The sequence below is a fragment of the Mesorhizobium calcicola genome, from assembly GCF_042682105.1.
GTDB lineage: Bacteria > Pseudomonadota > Alphaproteobacteria > Rhizobiales > Rhizobiaceae > Mesorhizobium > Mesorhizobium calcicola.
Map to the genome: position 1 here is coordinate 98200 of NZ_JBHUGY010000037.1, position 23196 is coordinate 121395.

At 62.5% G+C, this 23196-nt stretch carries 20 protein-coding genes, 1 tRNA gene and 3 pseudogenes; 12 read left to right on the forward strand and 12 right to left on the reverse strand.

Annotated features, from left to right (window positions below):
- Nucleotides 1-221: 221 nt before the first annotated feature.
- A complete protein-coding gene (gene aroA / locus ACFSQT_RS24725; protein ID WP_379023045.1) occupies nt 222-1580 on the reverse strand; it encodes a 3-phosphoshikimate 1-carboxyvinyltransferase in 1359 nt (452 codons plus the stop codon).
- Nucleotides 1581-1788: 208 nt separating this feature from the next.
- On the opposite strand from aroA, the gene ACFSQT_RS24730 reads away from it, so the two are divergent.
- From ACFSQT_RS24730 to ACFSQT_RS24765, 8 genes and pseudogenes are all read left to right on the forward strand, one after another.
- Complete coding sequence (locus ACFSQT_RS24730; protein ID WP_091581070.1) at nt 1789-2178, forward strand: TIGR02300 family protein; 390 nt, start codon at nt 1789-1791, stop codon at nt 2176-2178.
- A gap of 172 nt (nt 2179-2350) precedes the next feature.
- Nucleotides 2351-2426, forward strand: a tRNA-Ala gene (locus ACFSQT_RS24735).
- Nucleotides 2427-2686: 260 nt separating this feature from the next.
- Nucleotides 2687-2851, forward strand: a pseudogene (locus ACFSQT_RS24740) (alkanesulfonate monooxygenase); the annotation flags it as partial.
- A 1-nt stretch (nt 2852) separates the two neighbouring features.
- A pseudogene (locus ACFSQT_RS24745) lies at nt 2853-3263 on the forward strand (ATP-binding cassette domain-containing protein); the annotation flags it as partial.
- Nucleotides 3264-3287: 24 nt separating this feature from the next.
- Complete coding sequence (locus ACFSQT_RS24750) at nt 3288-4535, forward strand: SfnB family sulfur acquisition oxidoreductase (protein WP_379023048.1); 1248 nt, start codon at nt 3288-3290, stop codon at nt 4533-4535.
- Nucleotides 4536-4599: 64 nt separating this feature from the next.
- Complete coding sequence (msuE, locus tag ACFSQT_RS24755) at nt 4600-5160, forward strand: FMN reductase (protein WP_379023050.1); 561 nt, start codon at nt 4600-4602, stop codon at nt 5158-5160.
- 118 nt (nt 5161-5278) lie between these two features.
- Complete coding sequence (locus ACFSQT_RS24760) at nt 5279-5764, forward strand: hypothetical protein (protein WP_379023052.1); 486 nt, start codon at nt 5279-5281, stop codon at nt 5762-5764.
- A 218-nt stretch (nt 5765-5982) separates the two neighbouring features.
- On the forward strand, nt 5983-7194 hold the full coding sequence (locus ACFSQT_RS24765) for an epoxide hydrolase family protein (RefSeq protein WP_379023054.1): 1212 nt from the start codon (nt 5983-5985) through the stop codon (nt 7192-7194).
- A 42-nt stretch (nt 7195-7236) separates the two neighbouring features.
- Here the strand turns inward: ACFSQT_RS24765 and ACFSQT_RS24770 are convergent, their stop codons facing one another.
- From ACFSQT_RS24770 to ACFSQT_RS24790, 5 genes and pseudogenes are all read right to left on the reverse strand, one after another.
- Nucleotides 7237-7911 carry an AraC family transcriptional regulator gene (locus tag ACFSQT_RS24770; RefSeq protein WP_379023199.1) on the reverse strand — a complete coding sequence of 225 codons (675 nt, stop codon included), beginning with the start codon at nt 7909-7911 and terminating at the stop codon, nt 7237-7239.
- A 162-nt stretch (nt 7912-8073) separates the two neighbouring features.
- On the reverse strand, nt 8074-8616 hold the full coding sequence (locus ACFSQT_RS24775; protein ID WP_379023056.1) for a hypothetical protein: 543 nt from the start codon (nt 8614-8616) through the stop codon (nt 8074-8076).
- Nucleotides 8609-8866, reverse strand: coding sequence for a glycine cleavage T C-terminal barrel domain-containing protein (locus tag ACFSQT_RS24780; protein ID WP_379023201.1), 258 nt, complete (start codon nt 8864-8866; stop codon nt 8609-8611). The genes ACFSQT_RS24775 and ACFSQT_RS24780 overlap by 8 nt, the downstream gene beginning before the upstream one ends.
- A gap of 111 nt (nt 8867-8977) precedes the next feature.
- Nucleotides 8978-9121 (reverse strand): annotated as a pseudogene (locus ACFSQT_RS24785) (hypothetical protein); the annotation flags it as partial.
- Nucleotides 9122-9165: 44 nt separating this feature from the next.
- On the reverse strand, nt 9166-9822 hold the full coding sequence (locus tag ACFSQT_RS24790; protein WP_379023058.1) for a TetR/AcrR family transcriptional regulator: 657 nt from the start codon (nt 9820-9822) through the stop codon (nt 9166-9168).
- Between the two features lie 271 nt (nt 9823-10093).
- Here ACFSQT_RS24790 and ACFSQT_RS24795 point away from each other — a divergent pair, with 271 nt between their 5' ends.
- Both ACFSQT_RS24795 and ACFSQT_RS24800 read left to right on the forward strand, forming a co-directional pair.
- Nucleotides 10094-11533 (forward strand): aldehyde dehydrogenase family protein, encoded by a 1440-nt coding sequence (locus ACFSQT_RS24795; RefSeq protein ID WP_379023060.1) that lies wholly within the window; start codon nt 10094-10096, stop codon nt 11531-11533.
- Nucleotides 11534-11650: 117 nt separating this feature from the next.
- The gene (locus tag ACFSQT_RS24800; protein ID WP_379023062.1) at nt 11651-12226 is read left to right on the forward strand and encodes a DUF1349 domain-containing protein; all 576 of its coding nucleotides are present in this window, start codon (nt 11651-11653) and stop codon (nt 12224-12226) included.
- A 27-nt stretch (nt 12227-12253) separates the two neighbouring features.
- Here ACFSQT_RS24800 and ACFSQT_RS24805 read toward each other — a convergent pair whose 3' ends face one another.
- The 3 genes from ACFSQT_RS24805 to ACFSQT_RS24815 all read right to left on the reverse strand — a co-directional run bounded on the left by ACFSQT_RS24805 (nt 12254) and on the right by ACFSQT_RS24815 (nt 16458).
- Nucleotides 12254-13474 carry a glycosyltransferase family 4 protein gene (locus ACFSQT_RS24805; RefSeq protein ID WP_379023064.1) on the reverse strand — a complete coding sequence of 407 codons (1221 nt, stop codon included), beginning with the start codon at nt 13472-13474 and terminating at the stop codon, nt 12254-12256.
- Nucleotides 13475-13607: 133 nt separating this feature from the next.
- Nucleotides 13608-15137 (reverse strand): mercuric reductase, encoded by a 1530-nt coding sequence (locus tag ACFSQT_RS24810; RefSeq protein WP_379023066.1) that lies wholly within the window; start codon nt 15135-15137, stop codon nt 13608-13610.
- Nucleotides 15127-16458: a glucoamylase family protein gene (locus ACFSQT_RS24815; protein ID WP_379023067.1), complete on the reverse strand. Its 1332-nt coding sequence runs from the start codon at nt 16456-16458 to the stop codon at nt 15127-15129. Before ACFSQT_RS24815 ends, ACFSQT_RS24810 begins: the two co-directional genes overlap by 11 nt.
- 482 nt (nt 16459-16940) lie before the next feature.
- Between ACFSQT_RS24815 and ACFSQT_RS24820 the strand changes: the two genes are divergently transcribed.
- Nucleotides 16941-18272: an O-antigen ligase family protein gene (locus ACFSQT_RS24820; RefSeq protein ID WP_379023069.1), complete on the forward strand. Its 1332-nt coding sequence runs from the start codon at nt 16941-16943 to the stop codon at nt 18270-18272.
- Between the two features lie 230 nt (nt 18273-18502).
- Here ACFSQT_RS24820 and ACFSQT_RS24825 read toward each other — a convergent pair whose 3' ends face one another.
- From ACFSQT_RS24825 to ACFSQT_RS24835, 3 genes are all read right to left on the reverse strand, one after another.
- A complete protein-coding gene (locus ACFSQT_RS24825; RefSeq protein WP_379023203.1) occupies nt 18503-19768 on the reverse strand; it encodes a polysaccharide biosynthesis/export family protein in 1266 nt (421 codons plus the stop codon).
- Between the two features lie 83 nt (nt 19769-19851).
- Complete coding sequence (locus tag ACFSQT_RS24830) at nt 19852-20529, reverse strand: sugar transferase (RefSeq protein ID WP_379023205.1); 678 nt, start codon at nt 20527-20529, stop codon at nt 19852-19854.
- A gap of 567 nt (nt 20530-21096) precedes the next feature.
- Nucleotides 21097-21606, reverse strand: a complete 510-nt coding sequence (locus tag ACFSQT_RS24835) for a hypothetical protein (protein WP_379023071.1) — start codon at nt 21604-21606, stop codon at nt 21097-21099.
- 457 nt (nt 21607-22063) lie between these two features.
- Between ACFSQT_RS24835 and ACFSQT_RS24840 the strand changes: the two genes are divergently transcribed.
- Nucleotides 22064-23086, forward strand: coding sequence for a glycosyltransferase family 2 protein (locus ACFSQT_RS24840; protein WP_379023073.1), 1023 nt, complete (start codon nt 22064-22066; stop codon nt 23084-23086).
- Nucleotides 23087-23196: the final 110 nt, after the last annotated feature.

The window sequence follows — 23196 nt, forward strand, 5'->3', positions numbered from 1 at the left end:
GGGCGCAGCGAACGCGTAGCGGAGCGAAGACCCTGGGATCCATGCCGTGATATCGGCCGAAGAATGCCACGGACCAGAATTCTGCGCCGCAGAAACGCTTTGACGTAACGGCATGGATCCTTGGGTCTGCGCCGCGTCGCTTCGCTCCTTGCTCCGCCCAAGGATGACGAAGGGAGGAATGTCCGGCCCCAGTCTGGCAGGGTTGCGATTGCCATCAACCGTTACCCGATCTCCGCGCCGAGCCCCTTCATCAGCCCCATGAACTCCGGAAAACTCGTCGCGATCATCGCCTGGTCGTCGATGGTCACAGGCTTTTCCGTCGCTAGGCCCATCACCAGAAAGCTCATGGCGATGCGGTGGTCGAGATGGGTCTGCACGGTCGCGTCCTGTCCGTTCGGGTGGCCGCCAAGGCCCTTGCCGCCCGGTCTGCCGCGCACCGCCAGACTTGCCTCGCCCTCGGTGCAGTCGACGCCGTTGAGCTTCAGCCCGTTGGCGACGGCCGACAGCCGGTCGGATTCTTTCACCCGCAGCTCTTCCAGTCCCTGCATCAGCGTTTCGCCCTCGGCGAAGCTGGCGGCGACCGCAAGCACGGGATATTCGTCGATCATCGACGGCGCCCGCTCCGGCGGCACGGTGACGCCCTTCAACTCGGAATAGCGCACGCGCAGGTCGGCGACATCCTCGCCGCCGGCATTGCGCGGGTTGAGGATGTCGATCTTGCCGCCCATCTCCTGTAGCGTCAAAAGCAGGCCGGTGCGGGTCGGGTTCATCAGCACATTCTCGATGACGATGTCGGAGCCCGGCACGATCAGTGCGGCCACCAGCGGGAAGCCGGCCGAGGACGGGTCGCCCGGCACGGCAATGGTCTGGCCGGTCAGTCTGCCCTGGCCTTCGATGAAGATGTGGCGCACGCCGCGCTCGTCGGTCTCGACCGACAGATTGGCGCCAAAGCCCTTCAGCATCTTTTCAGTGTGGTCGCGCGTCATGACGGGCTCGATGACGGTGGTGATGCCCGGCGTGTTCAGCCCGGCCAGCAGCACCGCCGACTTCACCTGCGCCGAGGCCATCGGCACGCGGTAGGTGATCGGTGCGGCATGCTTGGGTCCGTGGAGCGTGATCGGCATGCGGTCGCCGGGCGTCGCCTTCAGCACCTGCACACCCATCTGGCGCAAGGGTTCGAGCACGCGGCCCATCGGCCGGCCGGACAGCGAGGCGTCACCGATGAAGGTCGTTTCCATGTCATAGGTGCCGACCAGGCCCATGGTCAGCCGCGAGCCGGTGCCGGCATTGCCGAAATCGAGCGGGCCTTCCTGCTGCAGCAGCGCGCCATTGCCGGTGCCGCGGATCACCCACTCGGCGCCGCGCTTCTCGATATGCGCGCCCATCGCCTTCATGGCCGCGCCGGTGCGCATCACGTCCTCGCCTTCCAGTAGACCAGTGATGCGGGTCTCGCCGGAGGCGAGGCCGCCGAACATGAAGGAGCGGTGCGAGATCGACTTGTCGCCCGGCACGCGCGCCGTGCCGGAAAGGGCTGATGATTTACGGGCGGTGGCCGACTTTGGGGCGGCGGCGTGAGACATGGAATTTCCCTGGACGGAATGCCGGCGGGCCGGCGCTTTTCATTTGTGGCGGCGGTCTCGTATCACGGTGGGGCGAAATGGTCATCCCCCATGGTCGTCACTTGACGCGAGGCCTTTCATTGCATGGTTTTGTGACGCCGGCTTTTCGCTTTGACAGCGCTGCAAACTGTGGTTAAGGGGACCACTCTTTTTATCGACGAGGCTTGCCGTGGCAAAAACCGAACTTGGCACAAAACGTATCGACCCGGAGACGGGCCGAAAATTCTACGACCTGAACAAGGACCCGATCGTCTCGCCGTACACCGGCAAGACCTATCCGCGTTCCTATTTCGAGGAAGGCAAGATTGCCGCCCTCGAGGAGGAAGAGGAAGTGGCCGAGAAGGAAGTGGACGCCGAGGACGAGGAGGGCGTTGAGGTCGTCTCGCTCGAAGAGGCCGACGAGGATGTCAAGGCCGATGACCTTCCCGATCTCGGCGACGACGAGGATGATGTCGATCTCGGCGACGACGAGGATGACACCTTCCTTGCCGACGAAGAGGAAGAAGACGACGACGTTGCCGACATGATCGGCGTCGGCGACGACGACGACGAGGTCTGATCGGCCTTGAAAGCCAGCGTTTGCAGGCTTTCGTGGCCTGTGAAGAAAAAGCCGCTCTTGAAGGCTTGATATCTGGGAAAGGCGGGGTTAGAAGCCGCCTGCACTAACGGCACGGTCTCCAACCCGCGCCGGATCTCTTCGCCGGAAACGGCGCCGGTTGACTGCCGGAAGTGGGGCCATAGCTCAGTTGGGAGAGCGCTTGAATGGCATTCAAGAGGTCGTCGGTTCGATTCCGATTGGCTCCACCAAACAGTCTTCTCCAATCCGCCAAGGACTGACGTCAGTGGGCTTCGCCAAGGATCAGGCCCAGATTGGGCGGGCGAGGAGAATTTCCAATTTCAACGGGGAATTTGGAATAAACTAACTCTACAGAGTTTATAGAACAAGCAAAGTGCGGACGATCTGTTTTCCCGGACAGGATTCCGCCATGCCCGCCTCTCTGCGCCCGCTCTCAACCCCGTCAGGCACAGTCCGCCATCGCCACCGTTCAGGCCGCGGAGGGCAGGCCATGACCTGGGATATTCCAGACCGCATCAAGGCGCTGTGGTTCCTGCCGACGCATGGCGACAACCGCTATCTCGGCACATCCGAAGGCGGCCGGGCCGTCGATCTGCCCTATCTGACGCAAGTGGCAAAGGCCGCCGACACGCTGGGCTATTACGGCGTGCTGTTGCGAGCGGATCTACGGCTATTTTCCCCGTCTCAAGGAGAAGCGCCGGACCCTGTCCGGTCTCACCTCCGGCGGCGAGCAGCAGATGACGGCGATCGGCCGGGCGCTGATGTCGCGGCCGCGTCTGCTGGTTCTCGACGAGCCGTCGATGGGGCTCGCGCCGCTCATCGTCCAGGACATCTTCCAGACACTCAGAAAACTCAACCGCGAAACCGGCCTGTCGATCCTGGTCGCCGAGCAGAACTCGGCGGTAGCTCTCAGATATGCCGACCACGCCACGGTGCTCGAAAACGGCGTCTCCGTTCTCTCCGGCGCGGCTGCCGATCTTCGCCAGCGCGAGGACGTGCGGGCCTTCTATCTCGGGCAGCAGGCATCGCCGGCAGCCCAGCCAGCCCATCTCCATGCCGTTGCCTGAACCAAAATCTCAAGGAGCAGTGAAATGACCGTCTCGACCGTCAACACCGACCACGCGTCCGCCGCCGTGCCGCCAGTCGCAAGGCCAGCCGTACCGGCGCACATCATCAGGGATGACGCCGAGGCGATCGCCATCGCCCACGCGCTCGCGGCCGAGTTCGTCAAGGACTCCTCCCGGCGCGACCGCGAGCGGATCTGGCCGGTTGCCCAACTCGATGCGTTCTCGCAAAGCGGCCTGTGGTCGATCAACGTGCCGAAGGCATTTGGTGGTCCCGAACTATCCTACGCCACGCTCGCCAGGGTGATCGAGATCATTTCGGCGGCGGATTCCTCGATCGGCCAGATTGCGCAGAACCATCTTGGCGTCGTTGCCGCCATCCGTACCGTGTCGGATGCGGATCAGCAGAAGCTGCTGTTCGCCGAAGTGCTGAAAGGCACGCGGTTCGGCAATGCTTTTTCCGAGTTCGGCTCCAAGCGTGCCGCCGATTTCGAGACCCGTTTCACCGATGCCGGCGATCATGTGGTCGTCAGCGGCCGGAAATTCTATTCGTCCGGCGCGCTGCTTGCCCATCTGGTGCCGATCGTGGCGCTCGATGACGAGGGACGCGCCTGGTATGCCATCGCCGACCGTGGTGCGCCCGGCCTGACGGTGATCGACGACTGGTCGAGCTTCGGCCAGCGCACGACGCTGTCCGGCACCGTCATCATCGACAACGTCAAGGTGCCGAAGACGCATCTGGTACCCGGCTACAAGGGCTATGACAAACCGACCGCCGACGGCGCCATCTTCCAGATCATCCAGGTGGCGGTCGACACGGGCATTGCCCAGGCGGCCATCGACGAAACGGTTCACTTCGTCAGGACGAAGAGCCGCGCCTGGATCGACAGCGGCGTCGACAATGCCTGGGACGACCCCTACACCATCCAGGCGGTCGGTGACCTGACGCTACGCCTGCACGCCGCGCAGGCGCTGCTCGAAAAGGCGGGCCTGGCGATCGACAAGGCGGTGGCCGAGCCGACTGCCGAGACGGTGGCGCATGCGCAGATCGTCACCGCCGAGGCGAAGATCCTGTCGACCGAAATCGCCATCGCCGCCACCAACAAGCTGTTCGAGTTGGCGGGCACGCGCTCGACGCTGGCCGAGCACAATCTCGACAGGCATTGGCGCAATGCCCGCACCCACACGCTGCACGATCCGATACGCTGGAAGTACTCGATCCTCGGCAAATATTTCCTCAATGGCGAAAACCCGCCGATGCACGCCTGGAGCTGATTTCCCCTCGGCGGGCGGGCGGCTCGCCACATCAAAACGTCGACCATCCAAGAGGCCCACTGCCATGTCAAATCCAACAGTCGTCGGCTTTTCCGGCAACATCACCCGGCCGTCAAAGACGCGCGCCTTCGTCGATCTGGTCGCCAGGGATATCGCAGCCCGCCATGGCCTGTCGGCGAGCACCTATGACATCGAGGACCTCGGCCCGTCGCTGGGCACGGCAAGATGGGCGCGCGATCTCGACGGCCAGGCGCGCGCAATCCTGGAGCAAGTCCTCGCCGCCGACGTGCTCGTCGTCGGTTCGCCGACCTACAAGGGCAGCTATACCGGCCTGTTCAAGCATTTCTTCGACCTGATCGACCCGGCAGTGTTGCGGGGAAAGCCCATCCTGTTGACCGCGACCGGCGGCGGCGAGCGCCACGCCCTGATCGTCGAACACCAGTTGCGGCCGCTGTTCGGCTTCTTCGAGGCCTTCACCCTGCCCACCGCCGTCTACGCCACCGACAAGGATTTCACCGACGGCGTGCTGCGCTCGGATGCGATCCTGAAGCGCGCGGCGCAGGCGGTCGACGAGGTCGGCTTCGTGCTGGCCAACCGCTCGGCAGGCAGGATAGCCGCCGAGTAGCCGGCTCACCGGAAAGCGCCGAGATCGAAAATCCGCGTGGTGCGTAATCTCGCTTACGCGCAATTTACGACCGCCGGCTACATCTGTTCCTGTCTGATTCGTCTGGGACAGGAACGTCATGAGCAAAGCCCTCACATCCTTCGCACTGGTCGCGGTGTTGACCGCCTTGCTCATGGCGTTAAGCCTGGCCGTGGCCAGGCACGGCTATCCCTATGGCGCGATCGGCGTCAGACGGCTCGACGGCATCGCCGATGCCGGAACCTTCATTCCGCTCGCCGCCGTCTATTTCTTCAGCGCGCTGTTGATGATGATCCTGCCGATCCGCGCGGCCAGCATCGTTCTGACCCATGCCGCCGACGCGATTTTCTGGACGGTGATCGTGCTGCTTGCCGCCATTGTCGGCGGCCTTCTCGCCAGATGGGCCTTCGGCCAGGGCAGCGCCATGTGGGCGCTGCTGAACTGGCGGTTCCTGTTTGCAGCGGCGATCGTCGGTTGCCACTTCGTCATGAACGAGCTGCGCCGCAACGTGCTGCTGCGCAGCCTGTTCTTCGTGGTTTTCGCCGCCGCGACGCTGGCTTGCCTGTTCTGGTCGTTCACACTCTAGAAAAAGCGGAATGTTCATCCGCCTGCCTCCCTCTGTGGCCGGATGGCGGAACGCTGCACCGCTCACCTTGTCGCTGTGCATCCTTCATGCCTCAACGAGCGCGAGAATGGGACCTATCGAGCGCTCGTTTCGTCCGGATGAATTGCGCAAATTTACAATCGGCGCTGCCGCCGTTCCAATAGTTTGGCTCCATCGAAAAAGAACAAGGAGCTGCGAGAATGAACCGCCGCGAATTTGCGAAAAGCCTCATCGCGGCAGCTCTTCTCGGCGGTCTCACCGATCGCAGCGCCGTCTCACAGGAGAATACGACAATGGCCAAGCCGATGCCGTTCAAAATTGCCATTTCCGATGACCAGCTCGCCGATCTCAAGGCGCGCCTGAGCCACACCCGCTGGCCGGATGAAACCGCCGGAGCAGGATGGATGACTGGTACAAATCTCGATTACATGAAGAAGCTGACAGACTACTGGCTCCATGACTATGATTGGCGAAAGGCCGAAGCGAGCCTGAACGCATTGCCGAACTACAAGGTCGATATCGAGGGGATTGACCTGCATTTCGTCCATCAGCCGTCGAGAAAGAAGGGCGCGACGGCAATCCTTCTGCTTCATGGCTGGCCGGACAGTTTTTACCGCTATCACAAGGTCGTGGATGCGCTGGCGGAGGAATTTCACGTCATCGTGCCGTCCATTCCGGGGACCGGCTTCTCCGGCAGAACGGCTCTCCCGGCCGACAAGGTGGCCGACATTTTTGCTCACCTTATGAATGAGGTCCTGGGTTACGACAGCTTCATCGTAGCTGGCGGCGATCTGGGGTCGGTGATCGCCATGTCGCTGGCGCAGCGCCACTCGGACAAGCTTATTGGCTCCCATCTGACCGATGTGGGCTACCCGGACCATACCACGGACTTTGGCGCCCTGAGCGGGCCGGAACAGGGTTACGCGGGGGCGATCCAGCAATGGTTCTTCATGCATGGCGCCTTTAATCTGGTCCAGGCGACCAAGCCGCAAAGCCTCGCCTTCGCCATGAACGACTCGCCGGTCGGACTTGCCGCATGGATCATGAGCTTCATGGCCGGGATGGGGGTCGGCGATGATGCTGATGCCAGATTTGGTCGCGACGAGCTTTTGACCAACATCATGATTTACTGGCTGACGGAAACGGCGGCCTCGTCCTTCCGCATTTACAATCAAAACGCGATGCAGCCGCCGACCATCAAGGGAAAAAACACGGGGGTGCCGGTGGCGGTGGCGACTGAAGCGCCGATCCCAGGCGGAGTTCGCTTGCCGCGTGAATGGGCGGACCGCCAGACCTCGGGAAATGTCGTGCAATTTCACGATATGGAGAAGGCGGGCCATTTCGCCGCGTGGGAAGATCCCGCATTCTATGTCGAAGACATCAAGCAATTCGCTGCGCTTGTCGCGAGATAAGCTCAGTCGTGAACCTCCGCCGGGCGAAACCCTCGCCCGGCATCAGATCTTGTGAACCGCATCGAGGTTGGAGGGCAGAGAACCCATTATCTTCTTTATGGATTTGATCATGTGCGGTTGATCCGTGTAGCCAAGATCGAAAGCCACGGCTGCGGCACCATGGCCGGCTTTCAAGCGCCGAACCGCTTCCTGTGCGCGGCGGATCAACTGGAAATCCTTCTGCGTAATGCCGGTGGTGTTTTTGAAATGCTGTTGCACCGCGCGTTTGGAGGCGGCCTTGGGCTTCTCGGTAAAGGCCCTGGCCACGACGTCGTCGGACGCAAGCTGCCCTGCCGCGATCATCTCATCGACAAGAGCTTCGGCGTTCAGGAATGTCGGTAACGGCAGTTCCACGCCATCCAATAGAAATTCGTCTTCTTTTACATCCAGAAAACGGACCGTCGCGCCGGTTCGCACCTCTTTGTCACGCGCAAGATGGACATGGGCGGCAAATGAGATGACAACCGAGTGCTCACCCTCAACATATGGAACGTCGACGGGCTCGGTCGCCTGGCCGCTCAAGAACACCACGGAAATCCCGTCCGGCGCGACGCTGCGGATCAGATCCCACGAACCGTCCGGTGTGGCTTTGTAAATCCCGTCACTTAAACACACAGTTTGCCAGACAGTGTCGATCCAGGGATGGGGGGATGACCGGCTTGTATGCTTTTGGACCATGATCGGCAATTGCTCCGGTAAAACTGCGACGGCGATTCATGAACGCGGAGTGCACAGTCGAACCCTTGCGCGACGGCGTCCAGCCCTTGCAACTGATTTGCGCAAGACGCACCCACCCCGACCTGGGGTAGCGATCGGGATGTCCGGCGTTGTCGTGGCCGGCTAATTCTGGGATCCGGCGGCGATGTTGGCGGCAGCCGTTTCCATCCATGTCCACAGATAGGCGGCGAGGCCACGATCGATATGGATGCGCAGGCTGCGCTGATGGCGGTACACGATGGCACTGATGCCGGCGAAGGAAAGCGTTGCACTGGCGCTTGGGTGCCCAGCAGGGTCGAGCGTCGTCCCGCGTGCGATGAAAGCATCAAGTGCCGGGCCATCGACCTCGAACACCTGCAATCCGGCGCTGATCTCCGTCACGGCGAACCCCTCGGAGAACCACCCTGTGGCCATGCCGATGGGTGTGGTGGACACGGCAAGCAGGCGGTCGCGTGCCAGGCGGACCGAATAGCGTATGCCTTCCGCCAGGCCGAATGCCCCGACGGCCGGTCCATCGAAGCCGGAAGCCTCGGCCCACGCTGCAAGATCGCCGCTGACCAGGCGTTGGTGCAGCCCGGTAACGGCGCCTGTTTTGAGCCCCGGCACTTCGATCGTGGCGTTCTGCCAGTCCGGTGGGACGGACCATTTTTCCGCGAGATCACGCATGCAGCCGGTCTCCTGCCGGGTCGAAGGCGCAAGGCGCGGCGATCGTCGCCGTCCTGACCTTGCCGAGATGCTGGATGTCGATCGTCTCGCCGTGGCGCTCCGCACCGCGCTCGATCAGGCCAAGCGCCACCGGCCGGCCAAGCGTCGGGCTCTGGTAGCTCGAGGTGACAAAGCCCTGGCTGCGCAATCTGCCGTCGCTTCGTCGGATGCCATGCGCGCCGGTCGGCAGCGGCGCCTCGCCTTGCGGCACCGTCAAGCCGACGAGTTGCAGGCGGTCTCCGCGCGAAGCCTCCTCGGTGAACAGCGAGCGGCGGCCGACGAATTCGCTCCGGCGTCTGGCGCGTGGACCATCGACGCCGAGATCATGCGGCAGCGTCGTGCCGTCGGTGTCCTTGCCGATGACGATGAACCCCTTCTCCGCCCGCAGGATCAACAGCGCTTCGAGGCCGATGACAACGGCGTCGAACGCCTGGCCGGCCTGGCGCAGATTCGCCCATAGCGGCTCGGCGCGATCCGCCCGTTGTCAGAGCGCGGCGACCAATGGCTGCGCTACCGGTTGCCGGAAAGGGTCTTCTCGACATAGCGCGAGAACTCTTCGACATCCTCTGCCGCAGGTTCCTGGCCGGTGAAGCTGCGCAGATACAAGGCGACCTGAGCCAGGCGGCTGCTCATCGGCTCGTTGAGCTCGAGCGAGTAATAACCGATCTGCATGAAATAAAGCACGCGGGCGCGCACGAACGCGTCTTCCGCGTCATAGCCATGACGCACGAACATGTCGCGAATGGCCTCGACGCGCTCCTTGTCGGCCTCGTCGAGCGCGCGCCGGATGGCAGGCGAGCGACGCGCCCAGGCTCGGATCGCGAAATCGAGTTGCGGATCGAACAGCCTTTCGTCCACCCAGCATTCGAAAATGCTCATCACCCCGCGGATCACGGTCGCGGAGGGCCGCCTGGCGTGTTCGACGATGAACCTGGTGTTGGTTTGCCGCCAGTAGTCCAACAGCTGGTCGAGTAGGTCCTGCCGGCTCTTGAAATACCAGTAGAAGCTGGAGCGCGACACGTCGAGCTTCTGGCCAAGCGTCAGCACGCGGACGCGTTCGACGCCATCCGAGATCAACGTTTCAAGCGCAAGCTTCAGCCAGTCTTCGCGGGTGGCCTTGATGTTGCCGGTGGCGCCGGCGCGCTGGATCGTCTTATCTGTGTCCATTGACACGACGCATGACACGCTGCATCAGGCAAATCAAGCTGTGGACACCTCTGTCCAGAGCAATTCAATCCGGCCCGGATAGTACGTCAGAGATGTTAGCCGGATTGAAGTCGATGCGGCGCTGTCGTCGCCACACCAACGGCAGGCCTCCAAGCCGAGGGGTTTTGTCGCGGCGGCCGGCCCACTGCGTGCTTCCCCGAGAGGCAATTGTCTGGCAAATACCAATTCAGACAGATGCCGCCGCGCGGCCAACCAGCAGGAAGACAAGAACATGACCCTGTTTCGACAGAACCTCATCGATGGCGAATGGGTCGGCGACGCCGGTTCCCGCAACATCAACCCCTCGGATACCGGCGATGTCGTCGGCGACTATGCCTCGGCGGGAGCCGCGCAGGCGGCGCAGGCGATCGCCGCGGCCAAGGCGGCGTTTCCGGCATGGTCCCGGTCCGGTCCGCTGGCGCGCCACGCGGTGCTGAAGAAAGCCGCCGACGAGATCATGGCGCGCAAGGACGAGATCGGCCGCAATTTGGCGCGCGAAGAAGGCAAGACGCTGGCCGAAGGCATCGGCGAGACCATCCGGGCCGCCCAGATCTTCGACTTCTTTGCCGGCGAAACATTGCGCCTGTCGGGAGAGGTCGTGCCAAGCGTGCGGCCGGGCGTCGGCGTCGAGATCACGCGCGAGGCGGTCGGCGTGGTCGGCATCATCACGCCGTGGAATTTCCCGATCGCCATACCGGCCTGGAAGATCGCTCCGGCGCTCGCCCATGGCAACACCATCGTCTTCAAGCCGGCGGAGCTGGTTCCCGAGAGCGCTTGGTCCATCGTCGACATCCTGCATCGCGCCGGCCTGCCGAAAGGCGTGCTCAATCTCGTCATGGGCAAGGGCTCGGTCGTTGGCCAGGCTATGCTCGACAGTCCCGATATCAACGCCATCACCTTCACCGGTTCGGTCGGCACCGGCAAGCGCGTCGCCGCGGCAAGCATCGAGCACATGCGCAAGTTCCAGCTCGAAATGGGCGGCAAGAACCCGCTGGTCGTGCTCGACGATGCCGACCTTGCGGTCGCCGTCGATTGCGCGCTCAACGGCGCCTTCTTCTCGACCGGCCAGCGCTGCACGGCCTCGTCCAGGCTGATCGTGACGGACGCCATCCATGACCGTTTCGTTGATGCGCTCAAGGACCGCATGGCCAAACTGGTCGTCGGTGACGCGCTCGACGCGCAAACCCAGATCGGCCCGGTCGTCGACGCGACCCAGCTGAAGCAGGACGAGGACTACATCGCCATCGGCGTCAGGGAAGGCGCCACGCTCGCCTTCGGCGGCGAACGGCTCGACCGCAAGACGCCCGGCTTCTACCTACAGCCGGCGCTGCTGACGCAGGCCACCAACGCCATGCGCAGTTCGCGCGAGGAGATTTTTGGACCTGTTGCCAGCGTCATCCGCGTCAAGGATTATGACGAGGCGCTTTCCGTCGCCAACGACACGCCCTTCGGGCTGACCTCGGGCATCTGCACAACGAGCCTGAAGCAGGCCACACACTTCAAGCGCAATTCGGAGGCCGGCATGGTGATGGTCAACCTGCCGACGGCGGGCGTCGACTTCCATGTTCCCTTCGGCGGGCGCAAGGGGTCGAGCTACGGTCCGCGCGAACAGGGGCGCTATGCCATGGAGTTCTACACCACGGTGAAGACCGCCTATACATTCGCAGGCTGATCGGCTCCGATCATGCCGGGCTGATCGGCCACCGGCCGATCATGCCGGGCTGATCGGCCACCGGCCGATCATGCCTGCGACAGGCCGACACCAAGAACACCGGAACGGCGCAAGGCGATGACATTGCAGGACCTGACCTGGCTCAATCCGCCGCCGCACCATGCCATCGTCGGCGATACCGTTCATGTGCGTACCGGCAAGGAGACCGATTTCTGGCGCGAGACCTTCTACGGTTTCTGGCGCGACAACGGCCACTTCCTGTACCGGCCGGTCGAAGGCGATTTCACCGCCGAAGTCATGGTCGAAGGGCGCTATGAGGTGCTCTACGACCAGGCTGGGCTGATGGTCCGGCTGAGCGAAACGCACTGGATCAAGGCCGGCATCGAATACACCGACGGTGTGATGTATTTTTCCGTGGTCGTCACCAACGATGCCTCGGACTGGTCGCTGGCCACCATCGCGGCCAGTCCGCATGGTGTGCGGATCCGCTTGACCCGTCATGCCGAGACGATCCGCATCCAGTACCTCGATGCTTCCGATGGCCACTGGAAGCCGGTGCGGCTTGCCTATTTTCCGATCTCGAAGACGGTCGATGTCGGCATGATGTGCTGTTCGCCGCAACGCGAGGGTTTCGAGGTCACATTCTCCGGTTTCTCCGTCGGTCCGCCGATAGCGCGGAAATTGCACGATTGAAGCCTGCGCTTCTGCGCTGAACCGTGATCAAGCGCCAGCCTCGTCCCGTCCCAGCCCGTCGCGAACGGCGTTGCGGATGGCTCGCGGTCCGAACCTGGCCCAAACCGCTTGATGCGCGCGGAGGCGCTGCCTTGCTCTGCGCTCAGTGTCCAGGCAAAGTCCGACGGCCATGTCGGCAAGCCCTTCGTCGGTATCCGACAGCAGCAGCTCCTCGTTCTCGACGAAGCCCAGCCCCTCGGCCGCCAGCGGCGTGGCGATCACCGGCACGCCCCAGGCCATCGCCTCCAGGATCTTGATGCGCGTGCCGCCGCCTGCCGTAAGCGGGATGATGGTGAGATGCGCCCTGGACAGCAGCGGCGCCATGGTTTCGGGGTCTTCGACGAGTTCCACGCCAGGCAATCCGGCCAACGCCCGCACGGCAGGCTTCGGCCTGCGCCCGGCGAGAACCAGTGTCGCCGCCGGCAAAACCTGCCGGATGTGCGGCATTATGGAGCCGGCTAACCGCTCGGCCGCATCGACGTTAGGCGGATAGTCGAGATGACCGACGAGCAGGATCACCGGGAAACCGTTGTCGGCGGCGGCCTCGGCGGGCAGCGTTTCGGGACTATCGCCGGCGTGGGGAATTCCGTTCGGAACGACATCGATCGGCACCTTGCGCGGGAAAAGCACATTCAGCCTGCCGCGATCCTCGTTCGAGCAGACCCAGACCCTGTCGACAAGCGAAAGCGCCTTTCTTTCGAGGCGCCTGATGGCAAGGGCCGTGGCGAACCTGGCCGCGGCGGATCGTGCCTTGCCGGCGCGATGCAATTGCCCCGCCAGGTCGGACTCGACATTGTGCATGTCGAGGATGAGCTGTGTCGTCAGTGGTCTCAAAGGCGGCAGCAGCTTGAACAGGCCGATGCCCTCGACCACAATGGTATCCGGGCGGAAGTCTCGAACGAGCGTCTCCAGCCGCGCCAGAGCGGAGCGCGAAATGCGGTGCTCTGCCCTTATACGCCACCAGCCGATCGAGCCGGAGCGCGCCTCTCCCTCGGTCGACAGGGCTTCGATGCGGATTGGCGGATCGACTGCTTCCTTCACCGCGACTCGCGGTCGCAAAGAGACCAGGCAGACAGGGCCGAATGCCGCTGCCGACACGGCATTGCGATGGTTTCGCAGATCCGTGCCGGAGGCCGGTGGAAAAGCCGGATCGTGCGACACGACCAGCATACGCCGTTCGGCGCTCCGCAGCTCGATTCCAGATGGCATTTCAGATGGTTCCGCAATCACAAAAACAGTGTCGACTTGTTTAGCCGAACCGCCCTCTCGTCAAGCGCCGGATATCGCTGCCACCGGCTTTGCGACAGGCCGGCCAGAATGCATGCCGGCAGCCGCGCAGCGATCATCGCCTGGACCACGCCAGCCAGCGCGCCGACAGCTGCCTCCTAAATGAGGTGAACCGGGTTCGCCGGTAGGCGTCGCCGGCCATCTTTATGCCTTGTGCCTGGGTCGGGAAGGGATGGATGACGTTGGCCAGCGCGTGCAATCCCATACCGGATTTGATGGCCAGCGACACCGCATTGATCATCTCGCCGGCATGGCTGGCGACGACCGTGGCTCCCAGGATGCGATCGGACCCTTCCTTGACGTGGATTTTGACAAACCCCTCTTCCTCGCCGTCCATCACCGCACGGGCGACGTCGTGCATCAGCACCGTATAGGTCTTGACCGGGATGCCATTCTGGCGCGCCTGTGCCGGGTAGAAGCCGACATGGGCAATTTCCGGATCGGTATAGGTGCACCACGGGACGACCAGCTCACTCAGCTTTTTGCGGCCGAGGAACAGGGCGTTCTGCACGACGATGCGGGCCGTTGCCTCTGCGGTATGGGTGAATTTGTAGTCGAGGCAGACATCGCCCGCCGCATAGATGCGCGGATTTGTGGTCCTGAGATAATTGTCGACCTTGATGCCGTTGAAATCATACGCCACCCCGGCGTTTTCCAGCTCGAGACCGTCGACATTGGGCGAGCGGCCGATGCCGGTGACGATCTCGTCGACGGAAATCGTCGTCGTGTCGTCGTCGCGCACCAGGTCGGCGAGCTTCTTCCCACCTGCCGTCCGGACCTCCACCACCTCGGTGTTGAGGCGAACGTCGATCCCCTCGCGCGCCAGCGCGTCCGAAAGCACCTGGGCGGCGTCGCGTTCCTCGCCGGGCAGGAACATCGGGTCGCGCTGCGCCAGGATGACTTTCGCACCCAGCAGGCAGAAGGCCTGCGCTGCCTCGCAACCGAGCGGTCCGCCGCCGATGACCAGAAGCCGTGGCGGGCAGGCTGTGAGGTTGAACATGGTCTCGTTGCTGAGATAACCGGCTTCGGCAAGTCCCGGAATCGTCGGCAGGCTCGCACGCGCGCCTGTCGCCACCAGCGCCTTCCTGAAACGCAGAGTCTTGCCGGCGACCATGACCGCGTCCGGTCCGGCAAATCGCGCTTCGCCGAAATAGAGGTCGATGCCTTCCGACGCGATGGTCGCGGCCGAATCGGCGCGGCTGATCCGCTGCCGGATCTGACGCATCCGCGTCATTGCGCGCTGAAAGTCGACGTGAAGATGATCCGGCGTGTCGCCACCAAAACTTTCGGCATCGCGCATATCGGCATAGAGCCTGGCCGTGCGGATGATCGACTTTGACGGGATGCAGCCGACATTGATGCAGGCGCCGCCGATCAGGTTGCGCTCGATGAGCGCGACCCTTGCGCCGAGGCCGGCCGCTTCGCGGGCGGCGGTCAGCCCGGCCGGCCCGGCGCCGATGACGACGAGGTTGTAGGGACCGTCGGGCTCCGGGTTCCTCCAGTGTGGCGGATGGGCGCTCTTGATCAGATTGATGTCATTGCGGTCGACAGGGAAGGCGGCAGCCATGGTCCGGTCACGCGCCATCGCCGCCATCCCTCGACAGCCATCCACCCGTGAAACCCGCTTTTCGCAAGCCGAGACGGATGTGCCGGTTGGACCGCATCAGCTCCCAGACCAGGCGCGAGCGGTGGTTCTCGATCATCATCACCACAATGCCCTGGTCCAGGCCGTAGTGGCCTTCCGACACCCAGCCGTGCCGGCCGAATTTTCGCCGGTTCGCCAGCGTCGGATTGAAGCCGCTCGGCAGCCGGAAATTGTCGATCACTTCCGGGTAGCGCTCGCCGAGATGGCGCAGCGCCGCCAGGCAGATATCCGGCGCGAAAGGCAACGACGCCGGATAGGACCATGGGGCGATCGTCCCGTCATCCGGCCCGAAAGGGGCGCCGCGCGCCGCATAGCCTGAAAACCGGCGACGCTGTCGCTCTACGCTGGTGCGAAAGCCGCCCGGCCCATCGCCTGCCGAAAGTCCCCACAGGTTCTCGTCGTAGCCGTCATAGCCATAGGGATTGTGGCGCGCATAGTCGCGGTGAAGGTGGGTCGAGCGGCGGCTGTTTTCGAAATAGTCCGAATTCTTCTCGCGCATGAAAGCGTCGCGGATGCCGGCGAAATCGATCCAGGCATGCGAGAACTGGTGCATGAACAGCGGTCCGCCATAGAGCACGTCGTAGCCGTAGATGTTTTCCCACTGGTAGGTCGCCGTCCAGCCTTCGTAGCTGTCGTCCGAAGTCGGGCTCTCGGGCGAGGCCATCGACAGCACATAGAGGATCGTCGCTTCGTTGTAGCCTTCCCAGCCATAATGCAGAAAGCCGCTCTTCGGCTTCCAGCCCTGCCGCAAGGTTGGACTGCTGCCTTGCGCCCATCGCCAGTCGACGCGCCGGTAGAGCGCCTCGGCCAACTGGCGGATTTCGGCTTCCTCGTCATCGTCACCGGAGAAATAGGCGCCCGCCACCAGCATGCCGGCGATCAGCAATGCCGTATCCACCATCGACAGCTCGCAGCGCCAGACGCGCAGGCCGGTTCGCATGTCGAGGAAGTGGTAGTAGAAGCCTTTGTGGCCGGTGACGTCGTCGCCATTGCCTTGCGGGCTAGTCCAGAAGAAGCGCAGCGCCGCAAGGGTCAGTTTCACAGCCGCGTCGCGCGCCATCCAGCCGCGCTCGACGCCGATCGGATAGCAGGACAGGGCGAAACCGACGACGGCGATGCTGGCCGGCGAATTCGGCCGCGACGTATCGGCAACCAGCCCGTTTTCAGGGTTCACGTTCTCGAGGAAATAGTCGAAGGCCGCACGCTGGTAGCGGTCCAGAAGCTCGTCATCGGACAGCGCGGCGGGTTCGGCTCTAAGCAAACGATGCAAACTCCAGCCTGATGGCCGCAGCCTTCATCGGTCGCACAGCGATGGGCAGCCCCTGGCAGGCTGTCGCGCATGCCGAACGGTCACTCCGTGTCATGGCCTTCCCATATCTTCTTGCGTCATCGTCGATTCGGGCGTTGGCAATTATACGCATGTCGTGCTCCCTTCGTTGCCCCGTCACGCAGAATTGTAATTGCATCCGGCAAGAGCGCGACGCGAGTCGTGCCGACGTAGACGAATGGAAGGCGGATCCTTCCCGAGTGATCCCCGCCGACCAGGTAGCCGGACGCGCACGACCTGATCTCAGCAATCGCCTCGCTGTAAGACAAGGTGACCGGATTTGCCATTGAGCGCCGGGCGCGATAGGTTATATTGCACTGCACAATGGAGACGCCGTTTATTGCACGCCCTTGTTCGCGGATATGCCGGCCGGCCCATGGCCCGCTGGCCCTGGGTTGCGCCGGCGGGACTCTGAGATGAAGATTCCAAAGTCCTTGCTGGTCGATCCCGAGAAGAACTCGGTCTATGGCGCCTTTGCCGTGGCCGTCTCGATTTGGGCGTTTTCCTATTCGGTCATTTTCGGCCAGGTGCTTATCCTGGCCTATTACGCGGTCTGGCTTCCGCTCATCCTGGTCGACTACCGCCGGTTCCTGCGGCACCTGTCCAGTGCCTGGCTGCCGCTGCTGTTTGCCGCTTATATCTGTATGTCGGTCTTCTGGTCGCAAGCGCCCGGCGTCACGGCGAGGACTTCAGTTCAGTATTTTTCCCATATTGCCTGCGCCTACGTCGCGGCGCGCACCGTCAGCGTGCGCACATTGACCATAGGCGCCCTGGTTGGGATATTTGTCGTCCTGCTCTATTCGCTGCGGGTCGGAAACTATTCCGAGGACGTTCTCGACGGCACCTTCAACTTCGTCGGCGCCTTCGCCTCCAAGAACCAGATCGGCTTTGTCGCCTCGCTCGGCATCTATTTCTGCGTTGTATTCATTGCTTTTTACAGGCGCGGCTGGCTGAGCGTCATCCTGGCCGTGCCTATCGTGCTGTTGTCGGCCTATCTGCTGGTCGTTTCTCATTCCGCCACCTCGATGGCCTCGATACCGGCGGTCCTGGCGCTGGTGGCGCTACTTGCCATGAGCAAACTGCTGTCGCGGCGCTATCGCCGGGTGATCTTCCTGATCGGCGCCGGCCTGCTGGTCGTGGTTGTCTTCGTCGCCTTGAATCTCGGACTGATGGACTTCGTCCTTGGCCTCTTCGGCAAGGATTCGACGCTCACCGGGCGGACCTATCTGTGGGAACAGGGCTGGAACGCCGTGCAGAAAGCACCGATTCTCGGCATCGGCTATGCCGCCTATTGGGTGCAGGGCTTCGCCGAGGCCGAACGGCTGTGGAACGAATTCTACATCACCGCCCGCACCGGCTTCCACTTCCACAACACCTATATCGAAGCGCTCGTCGAACTCGGCTTCGTCGGGGCGACGCTTGTCTCGCTGGTCATGCTGCGCACGCTCTACGGCCACGTCTCGGCGGTGATCTTCAGGGCATGGCAAGCGGATTCGGTGATCCTCTTCGGCGTGATGGTGCTGCTCTTGATCCGTTCCTTCGTCGAGGTCGAGATTCTCACCCCCTACATCATGGGCTCCTTCCTGATGTATTTCAGCTTCTTCAAGCTGGCGCGGCTGCCGGCTACGCGGACGCGGTGGTCGCCGGCGTTCGAGCCGGCGGAAGCGGCGAAGAGGGCGGATGCTGTGAAGAAAGAGGCTGCCTGGCCCCAACACGTCGGCGGTCCGGCGGCCGCCGGCCGGCCATGAGCCAATGCACGTCGCTCAACAGCGCGCAGCGGTTTTGAGAAAAACAAAGACATAAGCGCGCTGCATGGATCCCCCGGCGCGCTTGATCGTTTCGCGGGCTGAAGCCGGGGTCGAGGAAACTCAAGAGAGGTTTCGCCCAAGCGGACCTGGCGCGAGGCGGGATCCATCCCTGGCGGGATGGATCGAAACGCCGGATCGCGCTGGGGTCCCCGGAGTCTGCTGGCTGGGGTCTACTGGCTGGCCAGCGGCGCCAGCTTGACCTTGATCACATCGCCAGGCAGCACCAGTGTGTCTTCCTTGGCGGCGATTTCGCTGGTCTTGTCGTCGACATTGCGCACCAGTGAATAGAGCAGGGTAGGCTGCTGATCATTTGTCATAGCGGCCGTCATTGCGGGATCGCTGGCCTGGGCTATCAGGCCTTTCTGCATATTCACCTTCAGCGCGGCCTCGTTCAGATCGGCTTCGGTCTGCTGCCGGTCGGTGGCGAGGCTCGAACTCAAGGTGTTTTGGGCATCGATAGCGTCCTGCGTCGCCTTGCTGATCGACTGCTTGGCGGTGAGGATGGCCGTTTCGTAGTCCAGGATCTTGCCCTGCAGGTCGGCGACGGATTGCCGCGAATCCAGCAGTCGGGCGTTGGCGATCAGCCCTTTCTGAGCCAGCGGGCCGATGCTGGTGAGTTGCTGCTGTGCCAGGTCGACCTGCTGCTGCTGGTTGACGATCTTCTTCTGCAGCGATTCGATCTCGGACTGCAAAACCCCTTTCAGGTCGTCGAGCGCCTCGAGCTTCAGCTTCAGCGCCTTTTGGTCGGACGTCAGGATCGTCATCTCATCGGCGACGATGGCCTGCAACCGCGGATCGCCTTCGACCTCCTTTGGCACGTCGAAGCTCGACTTGCCGGCCATATCGGCGTCGATGCGGGCGCGTTTGACGATCAGGCGAACGCGCAGGTCGTCAGAGATATCGTAGTTGCCCTTGGCGGTGACCAGGTCCTTGCCGAGCTGAGGGCCGTAGTCGGCGTTTCGCCGGATGCCACCGGCGACGCTGATGGCCTTCAGCACCGTCAGGTCGGGCACATAAGGAAATTGGCCAGGGTTCTGCACCTCGCCTGAAATGTAGAATGGCCGGAACTGGGCCATTTCGACCGAGGCTTCCGGCTTGTCCGACAAGGCGAGCTTGCGCTGCAGCGCCTGGCCGATCGCCGCGGCGATTTCGGACGTGGTCTTGCCGGATGCCGGCAGCTCGCCGACGAACGGTACCGACAGCGTGCCGGAAGGGCCGACCGTGTACTCGCCATTCACCGCCGACCAGTCACGGAATGTGCCTTCGACGGTCTGCCATTCGGCAACCCGGATGGTGAGCTTGTCCTGCGATCCGAGCCGGTATTCGTCGGCGGTGGCGATGTGGGGGATGACCAGCGACACGGCAACGCATGTAGCCAGCAAACGCGCCCGCCGCAGGCGGCCGGAAAACGGGCCGCTGCGAAAGGCTTCGAACAAATCTCTTTTCAACTGAATGTTCCGATCCGCTTTAGCCCCATCGCCCGATGAGCTTGTCGCCGAATGTTTGGCATCACGGCCGGTCAGTAAGAGCCGCGCGACATCCAGACGGCAGGGACGGTCTTGATGATGATGCGAAGGTCCTCGAACAGCGACCAGTTCTCGACATAGTGGCGATCGAAGGCGACGCGGCTGTCATAGGAAACGTCGTTGCGGCCGCTGACCTGCCACAGGCCGGTCAGGCCCGGGCGGGATTTCAGGTAGTAGACGGCGGAGGTGCCATAGATCTCCAGTTCGTCGCGCACGACCGGACGCGGTCCGACAAGGCTCATGTCGCCCTGCAGGATGTTGATGATCTGCGGCAGCTCATCGAGGCTGAGTTTCCTCAGGACCGCTCCTACGCGGGTGACGCGCGGATCGCTCTTCAGCTTGCGGGTCGCTACCCATTCCGCGTTGGCGTCCGGGTTGGTGGCGAGATAGGCGGCCAGCACCTTGTCGCCATCGGGAACCATGGTGCGGAACTTCAGGCACGGAAAAACCCGCCCGCCGCGCCCGATTCGCCTGTGGCCGTAGAAAATCGATCCGCCGTCCGAAAATTTGACGAGCAGAGCAATCATGACAAACAGCGGGCTGAGGGCGATCAAGCCAATCAGTGAACCGGTGATATCGAAGCTGCGTTTGAGCAGGCCGCCGATCGGCGGCGGAAAATCGATGTCAGCCTGCGAAAAGCCCGCGGTGGCCGACTTGGCAACGTCCCTCATGCCGTATAACTCCATGCGTTGAACGAATGGTTCGCCCGGCACGATACCAAAAAAATGTTGCAGCGCAACACACAATTTCCCAGCTCGTTGAAATAGTCGCGTCATGAATTGACTAAATAATAAGCTAGGCATGCACAAATTTCGGGATATTTAGCACATTTGTGACAATAAGTGGGCAGAGTTGAAAATTAAGCACCCTTTTGAGGCGGTTTTTAGGCAGGTCGTCCTATGCGATAAGGCAAGGAGCATATTAGTGCTTTAGCATGGCTCGGTACTCAAGGCGAACCACATAAAATACTACTTAATGTTGTTTCTTTACTGAAAAATGGCGCCGATCGGAGATCGGCTTAATTCCGCTTGCGTGCATTGCAGCATGGCGGAGTCGATCACAAAAGCCCAGTCAAAAATATCCGCAGTTGCCCTTGCCGCCTACTGCTCGGCTTAATAGAATTGCAAATTATATCTGTCAGAGTGGCGACAGGTAGAAAAGGCCGGAAGCAACCGGCCGAGAGCGGGCGACCTTAACAAGCCCGCATGACAAGGGACGGCGCTCGGGTGGGGCAATCGTTAAATATACCCGAGCCGGTTTATGGGCTGTTGGGTATGGCACTTCCAAAATTCATCATCGGGATGATATTCGCTTTGGCTATCGTCGTTGGTTGGTCCTGGTTGGGCGGCGCGTCGATAGGCACGACGCTGGTCCGCGTCATCATCTGCGCCGTCATCATTCAGGCGGGTTACTTCGCGCTCGTCTACGCGATGATCGCCAGGAGCGCGCCGACGCCGGCCGACAGGGTTCGCGACGCCGAAAGAAAGCTGAGTGCGCCCGAGGTGAACGAAGGCGAGAAGCTGGGCGCCAGGCGCAGCCTGCACTAGAGCCGAAGGCGCCCGAGCCTCAGGCCACGTCGCGTCCCTTTCGGACTGTTCGCCCGACGGCATCCTCGACAATCGGCTTCCGGCTTTTTCCTTCAGCCGCTGATATTGCCCGACTTCGATGGCACGGCCGTTTTCCATCGCCACCACCCAGTCGGCGAAGGCGATCATCGACGACCGGTGCGCAATGGTCAGGATCGTCATCGTGCCGCGCAATCCGTCGATCGACCTAGCGATCAGTGACTGGTTCTGCCAGTCGAGCGCGCTGGTGGCCGAAGGCGGTGGCAGCGAAACGCACTGCGGGGGCGGCATTTCAACCGCGGTTTTCGCCGCCTTTAGACGATGCCGATAAACGCTCCGGTTGTAAAATTCCGCACTGCAAAAGGAAAGGCTTTACGGCATCAAGGTTTTTGGTGATGCTTGTTCGCGGTTGCAGCATACGCGTCGCGCAAATCGCTTTTTCGGAGACTGTGCACTAAATGGCCTTGCCAGATGGTTCCTATGCAATGTCGCTGACATCGCCATGCTGAACAAGGTCGCGACCTTTGTCCTCAAGGTCGGGGCTGATGGAAACAGATCGGGTGCTGATGGAAAATAGACCGGGCATCGAACGGGTACGGGGCGAGGGCAAATCGATATCACCTGTACGAGAGGCAAACCCATGTCGATGACGAATTCCCAAGTCTGCGTGATCATCGCGGCCAAAAACGCGGCGGCGACAATCGCCGTCGCCATCGCGTCCGCGTTGCGCGAACCGGAAGTCGCGGAAGTCGTCGTCGTCGACGACGCCTCCACCGACGACACCGCGACGGTCGCGCGATCCGCCGACGACGGCAGCGGCCGGCTTGCGGTGGTGCGGCTCGACGTCAATTGCGGCCCCTCCTTCGCCCGCAACGCCGCGATCGCCGGCTCGAAATCGCCGTTCATCAGCATTCTCGACGCCGACGATTTTTTTCTCGAAGGCCGGTTTCGCAACCTGTTTGCCGGCGCCGACTGGGATTTCGCGGCCGACAACATCATGCTGATCAGGGATGATGCGACTGATGACGCGACGAAAATCGTCGCCCCGCAATTTGCCGCGGATCCGGAATTCCTCGATTTCGAGCGCTTCGTCGAGGGTAATATCTCCAGGCGCCGCGTGCAAAGGGGCGAGTTGGGCTTCCTCAAGCCGGTGATCAGCCGTGCCTTCCTCGACCGCCATGGATTGCGCTACGACGAGAGCTTGCGGCTGGGCGAGGACTATGAGCTCTACGCCCGCGCGGTCGCCCGCGGGGCGCGGTTCAAGGTCATCCGCTCGTGCGGCTACGGCGCCATCGTCCGCGCTGATTCTCTCAGCGGCCGCCACAAGACGCAGGACCTGAAGCGTCTGGCCGATGCGGATCTGGCGCTGCTGGCGATCGACAGCCTGCCGGAAGGGTCGAAAGCGGTGCTGCGGCGGCACGAGCGGCACGTGCGCGACAAGTACCGGCTGCGCAATTTCCTCGACGTCAAGGCAGAGCGCGGGCTGGCATCGGCTGCGGCCTATGCCTTCGCCAGCCAATCCAATCTTGTCCCCATCGTCCAGGGCGTGGCTTCCGACAAGCTCGCGGCGCTGTTTCGCCGCATCGGCTTGGTGTCCAGGCACAAGCACGTGCCGCCGCTGCGTTTTTTGATGGCCGGCACCAGCACCGGCAAGGAGCGGTGAAACTGTCCGCTTCGTCCGGCTTGCCCGCCGGCCCATCGCGCAAACCATTTCGGTCGGATTTATGAGTTTACGAACTGGGTGGTTGCCTCGCGGCTCCGACGATGGCAGTC